Annotated in this window: 14 protein-coding genes; 7 read left to right on the top strand and 7 right to left on the bottom strand. The window is 59.2% G+C overall.

Features of this window, described 5'->3' with window-relative positions; all coding sequences use genetic code 11:
• The 4 genes from B3520_RS00735 to nudE form a co-directional block, all read right to left on the bottom strand.
• On the bottom strand, nucleotides 1–337 hold a 337-nt coding region (locus tag B3520_RS00735; protein WP_286875094.1), incomplete at its 3' end, for a YbjQ family protein.
• Between the two features lie 4 nt (nucleotides 338–341).
• Nucleotides 342–659, bottom strand: a complete 318-nt coding sequence (locus B3520_RS00730) for a YbjQ family protein (RefSeq protein WP_024462065.1) — start codon at nucleotides 657–659, stop codon at nucleotides 342–344.
• Between the two features lie 79 nt (nucleotides 660–738).
• Nucleotides 739–948 (bottom strand): hypothetical protein, encoded by a 210-nt coding sequence (locus tag B3520_RS00725; RefSeq protein ID WP_024462066.1) that lies wholly within the window; start codon nucleotides 946–948, stop codon nucleotides 739–741.
• A 147-nt stretch (nucleotides 949–1,095) separates the two neighbouring features.
• Entirely contained in the window at nucleotides 1,096–1,644 is a 549-nt protein-coding gene (gene nudE / locus B3520_RS00720) for an ADP compounds hydrolase NudE (RefSeq protein ID WP_024462067.1), read from the bottom strand.
• Between the two features lie 39 nt (nucleotides 1,645–1,683).
• On the opposite strand from nudE, the gene yrfG reads away from it, so the two are divergent.
• From yrfG to B3520_RS00700, 4 genes are all read left to right on the top strand, one after another.
• Nucleotides 1,684–2,352, top strand: coding sequence for a GMP/IMP nucleotidase (yrfG, locus tag B3520_RS00715; RefSeq protein WP_024462068.1), 669 nt, complete (start codon nucleotides 1,684–1,686; stop codon nucleotides 2,350–2,352).
• An 8-nt stretch (nucleotides 2,353–2,360) separates the two neighbouring features.
• Nucleotides 2,361–2,753: a ribosome-associated heat shock protein Hsp15 gene (hslR, locus tag B3520_RS00710; protein ID WP_286807405.1), complete on the top strand. Its 393-nt coding sequence runs from the start codon at nucleotides 2,361–2,363 to the stop codon at nucleotides 2,751–2,753.
• Between the two features lie 69 nt (nucleotides 2,754–2,822).
• The gene (gene hslO, locus B3520_RS00705; RefSeq protein ID WP_286875090.1) at nucleotides 2,823–3,698 is read left to right on the top strand and encodes an Hsp33 family molecular chaperone HslO; all 876 of its coding nucleotides are present in this window, start codon (nucleotides 2,823–2,825) and stop codon (nucleotides 3,696–3,698) included.
• 606 nt (nucleotides 3,699–4,304) lie between these two features.
• Nucleotides 4,305–5,456: an AGE family epimerase/isomerase gene (locus tag B3520_RS00700; protein ID WP_286807373.1), complete on the top strand. Its 1,152-nt coding sequence runs from the start codon at nucleotides 4,305–4,307 to the stop codon at nucleotides 5,454–5,456.
• A 30-nt stretch (nucleotides 5,457–5,486) separates the two neighbouring features.
• Here the strand turns inward: B3520_RS00700 and B3520_RS00695 are convergent, their stop codons facing one another.
• Nucleotides 5,487–6,524: a LacI family DNA-binding transcriptional regulator gene (locus B3520_RS00695; RefSeq protein WP_024462072.1), complete on the bottom strand. Its 1,038-nt coding sequence runs from the start codon at nucleotides 6,522–6,524 to the stop codon at nucleotides 5,487–5,489.
• An 86-nt stretch (nucleotides 6,525–6,610) separates the two neighbouring features.
• Nucleotides 6,611–8,260 carry an MFS transporter gene (locus B3520_RS00690; protein ID WP_024462073.1) on the bottom strand — a complete coding sequence of 550 codons (1,650 nt, stop codon included), beginning with the start codon at nucleotides 8,258–8,260 and terminating at the stop codon, nucleotides 6,611–6,613.
• Between the two features lie 353 nt (nucleotides 8,261–8,613).
• Here B3520_RS00690 and B3520_RS00685 point away from each other — a divergent pair, with 353 nt between their 5' ends.
• The 3 genes from B3520_RS00685 to B3520_RS00675 all read left to right on the top strand — a co-directional run bounded on the left by B3520_RS00685 (nucleotide 8,614) and on the right by B3520_RS00675 (nucleotide 13,100).
• A complete protein-coding gene (locus B3520_RS00685) occupies nucleotides 8,614–10,488 on the top strand; it encodes a sodium:solute symporter family protein (protein WP_286807375.1) in 1,875 nt (624 codons plus the stop codon).
• Between the two features lie 216 nt (nucleotides 10,489–10,704).
• The gene (gene mgp130 / locus B3520_RS00680) at nucleotides 10,705–11,889 is read left to right on the top strand and encodes a 4-O-beta-d-mannosyl-d-glucose phosphorylase Mgp130 (RefSeq protein WP_286807376.1); all 1,185 of its coding nucleotides are present in this window, start codon (nucleotides 10,705–10,707) and stop codon (nucleotides 11,887–11,889) included.
• A complete protein-coding gene (locus B3520_RS00675) occupies nucleotides 11,889–13,100 on the top strand; it encodes an AGE family epimerase/isomerase (RefSeq protein ID WP_286807377.1) in 1,212 nt (403 codons plus the stop codon). The genes mgp130 and B3520_RS00675 overlap by 1 nt, the downstream gene beginning before the upstream one ends.
• A 59-nt stretch (nucleotides 13,101–13,159) precedes the next feature.
• Here the strand turns inward: B3520_RS00675 and B3520_RS00670 are convergent, their stop codons facing one another.
• Entirely contained in the window at nucleotides 13,160–14,884 is a 1,725-nt protein-coding gene (locus tag B3520_RS00670; protein WP_286875088.1) for a bifunctional protein-serine/threonine kinase/phosphatase, read from the bottom strand.
• Nucleotides 14,885–14,945 lie beyond the last annotated feature (61 nt).

Below are 14,945 nucleotides of genomic sequence, written 5' to 3'. Positions count from 1 at the left end.
GCAGTCGCAGCAGTGCTTCACGACGTGCCCGGTCGATCAGGGATTCGTAGCTGTTCAGGCGACCACCCACCAGCAACCGCAGGGCGGCGATAAAGCGTTTGAAGTAGTCCACTGATACGACGACGGAGCCCATGACCAGTTGGGTTTGCGGTGGGGTCAGTTCCGGGGGTGGTAGGCGTTCGGAAAAGACCATGACCTGGCCGGGGCGTGTTTCGGCTTCGATAATACGCTGGTAGTGGCGACGCTCGAGAATGCGACCGGAGACAAAACCGGTTGCCAGAAGCACAAGGCCGAATATCAGCGGCCCGAGCAACTGCAGCGACATGAGTGTGTTCATGCGTTCAGTCCTCAAGCACCACGGCGCTGCCGTAGACAAACAATTCGGCGGCGCCCTGGGCGACGGAACTGGTGGAGAAACGCACATTGAGTACGGCGTTGGCGCCAATGGATTCTGCCTGGGCTTTCATCCGCTCAATGGCTTCCTGGCGGGAGTCGTTGAGGAGTTCCGTGTAACCTTTGAGTTCGCCACCAAAGACGTTCTTGAACGAGGCGGCAATGTCACGACCGACGTGCTTGGCGCGCACGGTGCTGCCCTGAACCAGGCCCAGATGATCTTTGACTTTACGGCCCGGTACGATCTCGAGATTGGTAACCAGCATCCATTGAATCCTTGTGTGTTATGGGATTGTCAGGGTGCCAGTATAGCGAAAATTCAGCGGGTTGCAGACGCTCTCGTCATTAAAACGATGCGGGTAACTGAGCCAGCATGTCCCGGCGGGAGTGGATCAACTCTTTGTAGGTTTGCATCATGCTGAAATCGACGGGTTCATCGCTGGCTTTGAGGGCATCGAGTTGGCGTTCAAAGCGGGTGATCTCTCCGATGAGTTTTTCACGGAGTTGCTCGGTCCCCTTGAGCGAGGCGCTGAAGGCGTGGTTGGGTCGGGTCATGGTCAATCTCCTTGCGTGTCCTTTAGTGTTATAGAATAGTCCAATATCCCCGCGCTGTTCTGTGTTCCAATAGACTGTTTTGTTACCAAAATGGCCGTTTGGCGCATGGCTCGACTGTGCAGGTTATAAGCGCAAAATCGGGGCCATTCAGCCGTGTTTTTCGAGCCAGGCTTTGGCGTAAAACAACGCGGCGATCGAGCGGCCTTCGCACACTTCATCCTGGATGACCAGCTCCAGCAGGTCGTCGAACGCCACCGGAACCACTTCAATCGGCTCCGGCTCGTCTCCCTCAAGTGATTCCGGGTACAGACCCCGGGCAAGAATCACGTTGATGCCGTGCTCCATATAGGCGGGCGAGAGGTGCATCCGCTTGAGAAAACGCAGATCCCGGGCGCCATAGCCGGTTTCCTCTTTCAACTCCCGGTTGGCGGCATCCAGAATCTCCTCGCCCCGGTCCACGGCGCCCTTGGGCAGCGCCAGGTGATAGTCATCGATGCCGGCGGCGTACTCCCGGATCATCACGACCCGGCCGTCGTCCAGAATGGGCACCATCAGCACCGCTCCGGGGCCGCCCGCACAGAGCTTTTCGTACACGCGTTCCTCGCCATTGCTGAAGCGTAGCAGCAGCTCATCGGCGCGGAAGAGGCGGCTGCGGGCGACGGTGTGGCGCTTTAATATCTCGGGTTTTCTGGGCATACTGGACGTCAAACTCCGTTGTAATAGGCTGTTCCCGGCATGATCAACTGGCAAGAGATCGACACCGTGTTGCTCGATATGGATGGTACCCTGTTGGACCTCCATTTCGACAACTATTTTTGGCTGAATCACCTCCCAAAGCGCTACGCGGAAATCCACGGGCTGGATCAGGCGGCGGCGACCGAATTCCTGATGGAGCGCATTGAGGCGCGCCAGGGCACCCTGGAGTGGTACTGCCTGGAGCACTGGTCCCGTTCCCTGTCCCTGGATATCCGGGGCCTGAAAGAGGAAGTGCGCCACAAGATCCAGATTCGTCCCCACGTGGAAACCTTCCTGACTCGCCTTCAGGAGCACGGCAAGCGCCGGGTGCTGGTGACCAACGCACATCCGCTGAGCCTGTCCCTGAAACTGGAAGAGACCGCCATCGACCGCTGGCTGGATGGTATCATCTCATCCCACGAGCTGAATGAGCCCAAAGAGTCCCAGGCCTTCTGGGATCGGCTGAAGGAGCGAGAGCCCTTTGACCCGGAGCGGACCCTGTTTGTGGACGACACCCCGCGAGTACTGGCCTCGGCCCGGGACTACGGTATCCGCCACCTGCTGTGTATCCATCAGCCGGACAGCCAGAATGAACGCCTGGTGGAAGATTACCCGGCCATTCACCATTTTGATGAAATTACGCCCCCGGAACGACCGAAAAGCGCATGAGTGAACCTCTGGAGAAAGTCCGAATCGACAAGTGGCTATGGGCCGCCCGGTTTTACAAGACCCGCAGCATCGCCAAGCAGGCCGTCGAGGGCGGCAAGGTCCAGTGCGACGGGCAGCGGGTGAAACCCAGCAAGGATGTGACGCTGGGGCTGACCCTGAAGATCCGCCAGGGTTTTGATGACAAAACCGTGGTGATCAAAGCGCTGTCGGACCAGCGGCGGGGCGCGCCCGAAGCCCAGTTGCTGTACGAGGAGACCGCCGAGAGCATCGCCCTGCGCGAGGAGCGGGCGGCGCAACGCAAGGCCGGTGGGCTCGCCGGTCAGATCATCAGCGACCACCGGCCCAACAAGAAGGAGCGCCGCCAGATTCACCGCTTCCGGCGTCAGGAACTGGGTCCATAGCGCGCCTGCCGGCGCCTCCCGGTGCCTTATCCACCCTCTCATCACTACTGAATTGGACTACAACACCCCATGTTCGATAACGACCTGCTGCACCGCTTCCTGTTCGACGAATGCGACGTTCGAGGAGAAATTGTCACCCTTGGCGCGAGCTACCGGGAAGTGATGAACAACAACCCCTACCCGGAGGGTGTCCGTGAACTGCTCGGAGAATTTCTGGCGGCGGTGGCGCTGCTGAGTAGCACCCTGAAGTTCAATGGCATGATCAGCCTGCAGGCCCAAGGCGACGGAGTGGTCAGTATGGTGATGGCCGAGTGCGACCATCACAAAAACCTGCGCGGCATCATCCGGCTGAAAGACAGCGCTGACCGCCCTCAGGGGCGCGGTGTGGGCGATTTGCTGGGCAAGGGCATCATGGCCATCACCATCGAGCCGGAGCGCGGTGAGCGCTATCAGGGGGTGGTGCCCATGGACAGCGACAACCTGGCCGAGTGCCTTGAACACTACTTCTACCAGTCCGAACAGCTCAAAACCCGGCTGTGGTTCGCCACCGGCGAACAGGCCTGCACCGGGCTAATGCTCCAGGCGTTGCCGACCCAGAAGCACGCGGACCCGGACGAAAACCGGGACCACTGGGAAACCCTGGGAACCCTGGCTTCGACGGTCAAGGACGAGGAACTGCTGGGGCTGCCCCATGCCGATGTCCTTTATCGGCTGTTCAACGAATACCAGCTGCGCCTGTTCGACCCCAGCGAGCTGCGCTTTCGCTGCAGTTGTTCCCGCGAGCGCAGCGCCAATGCGCTGCTCTCCCTGGGCCGTGAAGAGGTGGACCAGTTGCTGATCGAGCAGGGGGGCAAGATCAGTATCGATTGCCAGTTCTGCAATCAGCATTACTCCTTCAACGCGGGCGATATTCAGGCGCTGCTGGGCGATCAGACACTGCACTGAAAAAATCTTTATTGTCACCTTGACAATATCGCAAATCGGGTCTTATACTCATTATTACCATAAGCGATGTCCTTGGTATGGCGTGGGTCCGTCCCCTTTCAGGGCTCCCGCCCAGGCTGCAGGCACCCCTTGCGGCCGCCAAGCAGAGCTGTGTCTTGGTAGACGTTGTTTTGGTTGTATCTTTTGTTCTCTCCATGTTTCGCCGGGCTGCGTCAGTAGCCCGGCTTTTTTCTTTCTGGCGTCCCGATTTTGATCTTCACTGGAAGAAGCTTCACAAAACATATTGAAACCGGTTACAAAAATGCGCACAATACGAGCCTGATTGGTGCATTAAACCGGTTATCCTGCGGTAAACCGTTTACATATTGCACTGGTCAGCGCTGCTGTGGGCATCGCCAGGACCGGCGCTTGCGCGCGGTGAGCTTTTTACCCAAGCTGTTGTACCCTTTCACCCCGGCTGGTTTCAGCCGGGGTGCTTTATTTTAGGGCTCGAGTTTCAGGGGTGCTCTGCTCGGCGTTGATGGGTAAACTGTCCGCGACCAGAGGGCCTCTCTGCTTCTGACACTCTCTGTTTCTGACACTGTGAATGACTGGAACACACCGGATATGACTCAAACGATCAAGGACGCGGCCGAGCGTCTCGAACGCTGGATTGCCCGCGAATCACTGCCGCTGTGGCAGCGCGTTGGCCTGAGCCCCGAGCATGGAGGCCACTGGGAGGCGTTGAACGCCGATGGCTCGATTGATCTTCCCTCCAATATCCGGGTGCGGGTCCAGGCCCGCCAGGCGTTCGCCTTTGCGTTTTCCACCGTACGCGGCTGGTGCGACGGTGAGGCCATGGCCCGCCAACTGATGCGCTTTGTGGCCGAGCGGACGGCCCATCCCCACGCCGGAGGCGGCTTTACCCACCTGATGAATCCGGACTTTCAGGTTATTGATCAGAAGCAGGATCTGTACGATCACGCGTTTTTCCTGCTCGCCTATGCCTGGTGTTATCGGGCGTTTGGCGACCGGGCCTATCTGGACGGCGCCGAAGCCCTGATGGCCCACCTGGACCGGCACTTCGCCTCGGTGCACGGTGGCTGGACGGAAGGCGACTACGACTATGCCCAGCGCCGCCAGAACCCCCATATGCACCTGTTCGAGGCCATGATGGCGCTCTATGAGGCCAGCGGCGACGGTAAATGGCTGGCTCGGGCCGGTGAGCTGTTCGCTCTGTTCCAGACCCGCTTTTTTGACCCGGAGCGGGGGGTGCTGTTCGAGTTCTTTGAAGAGGACTGGCGCCTGAAACATGCGCCCGAGCAGGCACCGGTGGAGCCGGGGCACATGTTCGAGTGGGTGTGGCTGTTGGACTGGTACCACCGCCTGAGTGGGCACCCGGTAGAGGTCTATACCGAGGCGCTGTATCGCCAGGGGCTGGCCATCGGCCGGGTGGCGTCCGGTCTGGTTCTGGATGAGGTGCTGCCGGATGGCACACCACTCAAAAACAGCAAGCGCTGCTGGGGGCTGACCGAGCTGATCAAAGGCAGCCTGGTGCGCGCCCGCGCCGGTGACCCGGAAGCGGAAGCCCGGGCGGTTCAGGCGATTGATGATCTTTTCACTTACTACCTGACCGCAACCACGCCCGGTGCCTATGTCGATCAGCGCGGTGCCGATGATGAGGTGGTGCTGGACAAGGCGCCCGCCAGCACCCTGTATCACCTGGTGGTGCTGGCGGCGGAAGTGGCGGACTACGCCAGAGGTCGGGCCGGTGGCTAGCGCCGCACGGGCGCTTCAGGCCCCGCACTTCTAGGGAGCGGGAGTCACCTTTTTGGGAGTGTTGGGCAGCTCGGCGCCCGGTGCCGGGGCGGTGCTTTTGCGGATAATGAATTCCGTCGGTAGCACGCACTCGGTCTGGGTCAGGGGCTCGCCTTCAATGATCTTGAGCAGCATGTCCATCGCCATTTTGCCCATTTCCTCGGCGGGCTGGGACATGGTGGTCAGGCTCGGGTCGGTGTACTTGGCGTAGGCGATGTCGTCAAAGCCGGTGACCGACATATCTTCCGGCACCCGGATGCCCTGGGACTTCAACGTCTGGATGGCGCCAATGGCCATTTCGTCATTGGTGGAGAAGATGGCGGTGGGCCGGTTCTTCATGTGGCAGAACTGGAAAGCGCTGTTCAGGCCCGACCACATGGTGAAGTCGCCTTCGGCCACCAGGTCCGGATCGAACGGGATGCCGTGTTCGGCCAGGCTTTCTTTATACCCTTTCATCCGATCGATGGCGTGTGGGTTGTCTTTCAGACCCGAGATGGCGCCGATGCGTCGGTGCCCCAGAGAGATCAGGTAATCCACGATGGTTTTTGCCGCACCCCGGTTGTCGATGCGCACCGACGGGCCGGTGGTGTACTCACAGCCGCAGGCATTGACCGTGGCGATATCCGGCGGAATCACATTGTGGGTTTTTTCCGAGTGGGGGCGCAGTTGCAGGAGGCCGTCCGCCAGCCGGGTTTCCACCCGGCGGATGTACTCCAGCTCACGCTCCGGCGTGCCCCGGGTATCCCCGAGCAGGACCGCGTAGCCCTTTTGTTGGGCGCGATCCTCGATGGCGCGGATGACCAGCGAATAAAACGGGTTGGCGATGTCCGGGACCAGTACCACGATGGCGTAAGAGCGCGCCGAACGGAAGTTGCGGGCCAGCATATTGGGTCGGTAGCCGACCTTTTCGATGGCGCGGTGCACCTTGTTCATGGCCTCTTCAGAGACCTTTTCGGGCATGCTCAGGGCACGTGAAACCGTGGCGACGGAGACACCCGCCTCGCGGGCGACATCTCGAATGCTGGACATAGCGCAACTCGTTTATTGGATTGGAACGGCCGACAGGTCAGCCGTACAAGGTACCGTATTCCGCCGCTGGCGCCAATCCCTTCGCATCAGCTGTCGCTGACCCCCGCATCGCGGCGGCGCTGGCGTAATTCATATTCTATCTGATTCATGCGCTCGGCGTTTAACGGATACACCACCAGCAGCAGAATGGCCAGAAAGGCGAACAGGGCCGGAATCCAGCTCATCAGGTGCACCATGCCGGCGGTGGCTGCCTTGATGGTCTCCGGGTCGGTGCCCACGTAGCCGTAACCGGCCAGTACCACCAGCACCAGGGCCCCGGCAAAGCCGCCGCCGGTTTTCTGGATGAACGTGCCCGCCGAGTAGAACAACCCGGTGGCGCGGCGCCCGTGTTTCCATTCCGAGTAATCGGCGGTGTCGCCGAGCATGCTGAAGGTGAGCACCGGCATAAAGGCGGCGAAGAATTCCGCAGCGCCACCTAGCAAGTAGACCCAATAAATCCGCACTTCCAGACCGTCTTCCAAAAGTGGAATCCAGGAAAGGTTCAAGTTGAACACCCAGAAACCATCGGGAGGGAGGTAGAAAAGGCCACAAGTCAGTATTCCACTGACCGACAAGGAAATGATAAACAGGGTTTTCTTGCCCAGCAGGCGGCCCAGGTAGCCGGCGGTCAGCGCCGCGACAATGGATACCGCCAGCAGCACCATGAAATAGATTCCGGCCAGGGCTGCATCGCCCACGTAGTGAGTGAAGTAGTAGGCGATCACGCCGTACTTGATGCCGTTAAACAGCATGGTCAGAAAACCCAACCCCAGAACCATCAGCCAGGGCTTGTTGGTGAGCAGGTCGATCAGGTCCCGCTGAGAGGGCGTGGTGGCGCTCTCGGGCATGCGGATCAGACGCCGCACAAAGTAGCCGGTCGCCGCAAGCACCAGCAGTGAGACGATGCCGGTGATGGTCGGATCGAGCTGATAGCGTGCGTCGGGCTCTTGGGTGACAGCGTAAAAGAAGGCCGAAATCGCCATCAACGGAACAATGATCAGCGGCAGGTTGAACGCCAGATCTTTCAATTCCTTGCCGAGAGAGGCCTGGTTTACGGCGGATTCCACCCTCTCGCGGGTGGTGACAAAAGTGATGATACAGAGGGTGACCAGCAGTGCCGCGAACACATACATGGTCCGCTGATACCCTTGGGCGGAGTCGCCCTGACCGAAATATTCCACCATCATGGGGGTGAACCCCATCACCAGAATACCGCCCAGAAAGGCGCCGGCAAAGCGGTAGCCCGACAGCACGCTGCGCTCATTGTGGCTGGGGGTCATCACGCCCATCAGGGCCGAGTAGGGCACGTTGTTCACCGTATAGGCCAGGGTCAGGCCGATATAGGTGAAATAGGCCCAGGCGAGCTTCATGCCCGGGCTCAGGTCGGGGGCGGTAAAGGCCAGGACCATAAACAGGCCCAGCACCGGGGCGGACCAGAGAATCCAAGGGCGGAAGCGCCCGTGCCGGGATTGGGTGCGGTCCGCCACCATGCCCATCACGATGTCGGTCATGCCATCCGACAGGCGCACCAACAGCAGCAGCAATGCGGCGGCCGCGGCGGAAATGCCCAGAGTGTCGGTGTAGAAAATGGCAAGATACGCCAGCGCGCCGCGCCATACCAGGTTCGCGGCGGCATCGCCCATGGCGTAGCCGGACTTTTCAAGAATCGATAGCTTGTGCTGGGAAGGTTCGTTCACTGAACACCTCATTATTTATTATGGGATTGTTGTTGGACTCGGAGCCTGTGCCGATAGTGGGTTGCGCCGGCGGGCGGCCTCCCTCAGGCTCTCAGGACGCGCGATGTGGTCCCTGCGACTGTAAGTGGGAGCTAGGATAATCGCCTCCCCCGCGCTTGTACAGCCGGATGAGAGGTTGAGCGCCAGCGATCGGTGGGTAGTGGGAGGGTGGCGCTTGCAATACGTCATGGAACCGGTTACATTTGCGCATCTTTCGGCGTTCATCCGGCATTTTGTTCTGCTGTGAGCGGCTATGACAAACGGGGCGACGCAAGCGGGCGGTCGCCTCGTCAATAATAATGGGACTTTTCACTATGCAGTTTAATCTCGCCCCCCTGGATCTCGCGATCATCCTGCTGTACGGCGTTGCCACACTCGGGGTAGGGCTGTGGGTATCGCGGCGGGCCTCGGACAATATCCGCAGTTATTTTCTAGGCGGTAACAAGCTGCGCTGGTATTACCTGGGTATTTCCAACGCCTCGGGGCAGTTCGACATCAGCGGTACCATGTGGCTGGTGTCCCTGCTGTTCATCTACGGCCTGACCAGCATCTACATTCCCTGGCTCTGGCCGGTGTTCAACCAGGTGTTCCTGATGGTGTTTCTCTCGGTGTGGTTGCGCCGCTCCGGGGTGATGACCGGGGCGGAGTGGATCACCTTCCGGTTTGGCGACGGCCTGGGGGCACGCCTGTCGCATCTGAGTGTGGTGGCCTTTGCGCTGATTGGGGTGTTGAGTTTCCTGGCCTACGGTTTTATCGGTATCGGTAAATTCGCTGCTGTCTTTCTGCCCTGGCAGCTGCACCCGGATCAGTACTGGAACGAAATCTATTACGGCCTGATCATCACCGCGGTCACCACCGTGTATGTGGTCAAGGGCGGTATGTTCAGTGTGGTATTCACCGAGGTGCTGCAGTTTTTCATCATGACCATTGCCTGTGTCGCGGTGGGCTTCATTGCCATGCAGCAAGTCTCCCCCGAGGTGTTGCAGGCAATCATTCCGGATGGCTGGACCAGTGTGGGCATCGGCTGGACCCTGGATATCGACTGGGGTGGGACCCTCGAGGCGGCCAACGCCCGCATCGCCGCCGATGGCTACGAGCTCTTTGGGGTGTTCTTCATGCTGATGTTGCTCAAGGGGATTCTGGTGAGCATGGCTGGCCCGGCCCCCAACTACGATATGCAGCGTATTCTCTCGGCGCAGTCGCCCATCGAGGCGGCCAAGGTGAGCTGGTTTGTGAATGTGGTGATGCTGTTTCCGCGCTATATGCTGATTACCGGCCTGACGGTTTTGGCGCTGGCGTTTTTCATGGACGACCTGCGGGCCATGGGCGGTGCGGTGGATTTTGAGCAGATACTGCCCCTGGCCATGAAGCACTACGTCCCTACCGGTCTGCTCGGGTTGTTGATTGCCGGCTTGCTGGCCGCCTTTATGTCCACTTTCGCTGCGACCACCAATGCGGCCCCGGCCTATGTCGTTAACGACATCTACAAGCGGTATATCAACGATGAGGCGGAGCCCAAGCGCTATGTGTACCTTAGCTACATCGTGTCCATCGCCTTTGTGGTGGTGGGGGTCGGTATCGGGCTGTTTATTCCCACGCTGCACGAAATCATTTCCTGGATCGTCAGTGGGCTCTACGGTGCCTATGCCGCCTCCAATGTGCTCAAGTGGTATTGGTGGCGCTTTAACGGTTACGGCTATTTCTTCGGCATGGTGGTGGGGTTGATCATTGCCCTGGCGTTGCCGGCCCTGACCGACCTGGACCCGCTGTACGCCTTCCCTTACATGTTGGCGGCCTGTCTGCTGGCCTGTGTGTTGGCGTCCCTGCTGACCGCGCCGGATGATATGGAGGTGCTCAAGCGCTTCTATGTGAAGGTGCGCCCCTGGGGCTTCTGGGGGCCGGTACGCGAGGCGGTGCAGGCCGAGCACCCGGGGGTGAAGGTCAATCCACACTTTGCCCGGGATGCGCTGAATGTTGTGGTTGGCGTGGTGTGGCAAACCGCCCTGGTGGCGATGCCGATTTTTATGGTGATCCAGCACTGGCAGGAGTTCGCGCTGGCGACCCTGGTGGTCGTGCTGACCAGTCTGTTCCTGTGGCGCAACTGGTGGTGCAAGCTGGAGGATTATCCGGACGATATGCCCGCCGATGTGGTGCAGGAGGCGGATGCCCATATCGTGTCCCGGCACTGATCTGTGGGCCATTGCGGCGACTCAACGATTTGAGTTGAGTCGTATTGACCATCAGATTGAAGGCAGACCTTGCAATCTGTTTTGTAACCGATTACATTGAGTGGCATTGTGGCGCCGAATAAACCCAGCCGGTACAGCGCTCCAGTTGCCGAATACGAGTATCGAACAACGCCGGGCGTTTTCACCTGTCCGGCCAACCGTCAGGACCCCTTGTACATGAACGATTTCAACCACGCTGTCCGCTCGCTGCTGAGCGACCATGAAACCCTGATTACCCGCAAGAACCAGCCCGCCCCGGGTGGCAATGGTATTTACCAGCGTTGGCAATCCCCGATTCTGACCGCCGCGCACACGCCGGTGTTCTGGCGCTATGACCTGAACCCGGCCAGCAATCCTCACCTGATGGAACGCCTGGGGGTGAATGCCACCTTCAATTCCGGCGCGCTGTACTGGAAAGGCAAGTACCTTCTGGCGGTACGTGTCGAAGGGGATGATCGAAAATCCTTTTTTGCGATCGCCGAAAGTCCCAACGGGGTGGACAACTTCCGCTTCTGGGATTATCCGATCACTCTGCCGGAAACCGAGCGGCCCGATACCAATGTTTACGACATGCGCCTGACCGCCCACGAAGATGGCTATATCTACGGCCTGTTCTGTACCGAACGCAAAGACCAGAGCCGGCCCGATGATCTGTCCGCCGCCGAGGCGCAGTGCGGCATAGCGCGCACCAGGGATCTGGTGAGCTGGGAGCGGCTGCCGGATCTCATCACCTATTCCGGCCAACAGCGCAACGTGGTGCTGCATCCGGAGTTTGTCGATGGTCAATATGCCTTGTACACCCGGCCGCAGGACGGCTTTATCAGTGTGGGTAAGGGGGGCGGTATCGGCTGGGGCCTGTGCGCCTCCATGGAAAACGCCGAAATCAAAGCGGAAGTGATTGTCGATGGCAAGGAGTACCACACCATCAAAGAGGTGAAAAACGGTCAAGGTCCTGCGCCCATCAAAACGGAACACGGCTGGCTGCATCTGGCTCACGGGGTGCGCAACACCGCCGCCGGGCTTCGCTATGTGTTGTACGTTTTCATGACCGAGCTGGAGCGCCCCTGGGTGGTCACCCATCGTCCCGGCGGTCACTTCATTGCGCCTCAGGGTGATGAGCGGGTGGGGGATGTCTCCAACGTGGCGTTTGCCAATGGCTGGATCGTCAACGACAACCACGAGGTGTTCATCTATTACGCCTCATCCGATACCCGCATGCATGTGGCGACATCGACCGTCGACAAACTGGTGGATTACGCGCTCAATACGCCAGAGGATGGGTTGCGCTCTGCGGCGTCGGTGGCGACCCGAAACGCATTGATTGAGGCCAATCTCTCGCTGCTGGAAGGAATGAACAACTGATGGCGTTATACGAGCCCGCAGTGAAAAGCCCGTTGTCGGAATTGAGTCATGAGTTCCGCTCGGAATTGCTATCGATTGCCGACTGGTGGTTGGCCTATGCTCAGGACCAGGAGCGCGGTGGCTTTTACGGTGAAGTGGGAGTCGATAATGTGCCGGTGCCGGACGCCGACAAAGGTGTGGTACTGAATACGCGCATTCTGTGGTTTTTCAGCGAACTGGCCAGCGAGGTGGATGACCCCCGTTATCGCGAGGCGGCGGAGCGCGGTTACCGGTATCTTCTCGCTCACTTTCTGGATGAAGCGTACGGCGGTTTTTTCTGGACTCTGGATGCAGACGGAGCGCCTAAAGACACCAAAAAGCAGGTGTACGCTCAGGCCTTTGCGATCTATGCCCTGGTCGCCTATTACCAGTTGACCGGCGAGCCCCTGGCTTTACAGCAGGCGCAGCAGACGTTCGACCTTCTGGAGCGTCACACTGTCGATCCTGCGAAGGGTGGTTATCTGGAGGCGTTCAATCGCCAGTGGGGCGCGCTGGACGATGTGCGCCTGAGCGACAAGGACCTTAACTTCCCCAAAACCATGAACACCCATCTGCATGTGGTGGAGGCATACACCACTCTCTATCAGGTGGATGCGCGCGCTTCAGTCGCTGACGCACTGCATTACGCGATTGATTGTTTTGATCGTCATATCATCAACAAAGATAACTTCCACCTGCGCATGTTCATGGATCACGACTGGCAGGATCATTCGCCCGGTTATACCTACGGGCACGACATCGAGTGCAGCTGGTTGCTGGCAAAAGCCACCGAGTCCCTTGCCGATGCAGCGGTCAGCGAGCGCCTGAAACCGAGCGTTCTCGGCACCGCCTACGTCTGTCTCCGCGAATCCATGGGTGAGCACGGCGAAATGTACGACGGCTTTGAGTTTGCGACTCAGGCGTTCAATCATGAAAGGGTCTGGTGGGTGCAGGCCGAGGCCATGGTGGGTTATTACAAAGCCTATACCCTGTCCGGTAACGAGGATTTCCTGGCGACAACGGAACGACTCTGGTCGTTTATCAAGCGCTATCACAGGGCTGAAAACGGCGAGTGGTTATGGCTTTCGACGCTGGATGATCAAAGCCTCGCGCCTTCGTACAAGCTCGGCCCCTGGAAGGGTCCTTACCACAATGGTCGGGCCATGTTGGAGATGCTGCGGTTGCTCCAATGATACCGTCTGGTGGATAGTGTCGGATTACGCTTTGCTCCGAAGCGTCGGACCGATCCGACCTACGGTTTCCAAAGGTGCCAGGCCAAGACCAGGACGATGGCCCATCCGCTGATGGCCAGCACCGGCCACACCCATTCGGGTCGCCGTTGCAATATGGGTAGCCCCGCGTCTCGCGTCCACCGCGGGTTGGGCCGCTGAAGATCCTGCCACCATTCGGAAAGGGCATCGTAGCGCTGTTGGGGCTGAAGGCTCAGGGCTTTCTCCAGCGCTTTGTCCAGCCACAACGGCACCATCGGGTTGTGATGGCGAGCGGGCTGATAGCGTAACTTCTGCAACTGGCGTTCGTTCAACGCTTTGCCATAAGCGTCGCCGTACGGCTTCTGGCCGGTGAGCATTTCGTACAACAATACGGCGAGGGAAAATTGGTCGGAACGCGGGCCGGTCTGGCCACCGTAGCGATATTCCGGGGCAGAGTAATCCATGGTTCCCAGAATCTTATCTCGGGTAAAGGGGGCCTCCAGCTCTTCCACGCTGGCGACCCAGCAGGAGCCGAAATCCACGATCACTGGTCCCTTCGGTCCCATAACAATATTGTCCGGCTTGATGTCCTGATGCAGGGTCTCCTTTCGATGAAAGGAGCGTATACCCTTGATCAACTGCCCGGTAATGTCCACCGCGTCATTGATTGCCAGAGGTCCGCGTTCGGCCATCAATTGCCCGAGCGTTGGCCCGGGTATGTACTCGGTCAGATAGTACAGACACGAACGGGGCTCGGGGCCCGACATAACCCTGGCGACCTGAGGGCTTTGAATCCGTGCGCCTATCCAGGCTTCCATCACAAATCGTTCGAGGTACGCAGGGTCGTCGCTGTATAAAACCGAGGGGGTTTTCATGATCATCCTTCGCCCGGCGTCGTCCTGCACCTGGTAGACCTGGCTTCGGTTGGACTCGTGCAGTGGTTTTTCCACCCGCAACCCATCCAGGGTCTGCCCTGTATCGAGTAATGGCGGAAAAGGCAGTCGCGCCAGTACGTCCATGGCGTCATCCTGATTGGCGTGTCCCAGTTGCCGGACCGCGGCTACCTGTATGCTCAGATTGTCATCACTGCCATTGTCGAGCGCAGCTTTACTGGCTTTCTCCACCAGTTGCTGCGGGTGATCGCAGTGGGTTTTGATCAGCACGCGCAGGCGGTCTTCGGGCAGGTGATCGTGGATGCCATCGCTGGTCAGAATGAATACATCGCCAACGTGTACTTCCAGGGTGTGAAAATCCACCTCGACGCCAACGTCGGCGCCCAGTGCCCGGCTCAGGTAGGTTTCTTCGCGGCTGAGTGATTGGCAGTGGTCCCGGGTGAGTTGTTCGAGTTGGCCGCTGCGCCAGAGGTAAATGCGGGTGTCGCCGACGTGAAAGAGGTAGGCGTTGTTGCCTTTGAGGATGAGGGCGCTGAAGGTGGTAAGCAGCCCTTCACCGCGCACGCTGTTGCGACTTAGGCCCCAGAGGCTACGATTGAGGGATTGCAGTACTCGCTGACCGGATTGCCGGGTGCTCCAGGTGTCGGGGGTGGCGTAGTAGTCGGTCAAGAATCCGGTTATGGCGGTCTGGCTGGCTTCGCGCGCGGCGGCGCTGGAGCTGACGCCATCGGCGATGGCAATGGCGATGCCTTTGTGGGTAAGCGCCGCGTCATCGGGCAAGCGCGCCCCAATGGTATCCTGATTTTCGCCTTTGCGTCCGCCGTCACTATACTGGGCAAAGTCGATGGTTATTTTCGATTTTATATGGTCCATTTAGAAATCATTGTCAGTTTTTTGAAGTCGGAGAGTCCGGGCGCTCGTGGGGTATACCGTT

The organism is Marinimicrobium sp. UBA4509 (assembly GCF_002388575.1).
In the GTDB taxonomy this organism is placed as follows: domain Bacteria; phylum Pseudomonadota; class Gammaproteobacteria; order Pseudomonadales; family Cellvibrionaceae; genus Marinimicrobium; species Marinimicrobium koreense.
The sequence above is the reverse complement of the archived record's forward strand: the minus strand, read 5'-3'. Positions and strand labels throughout refer to the sequence as shown.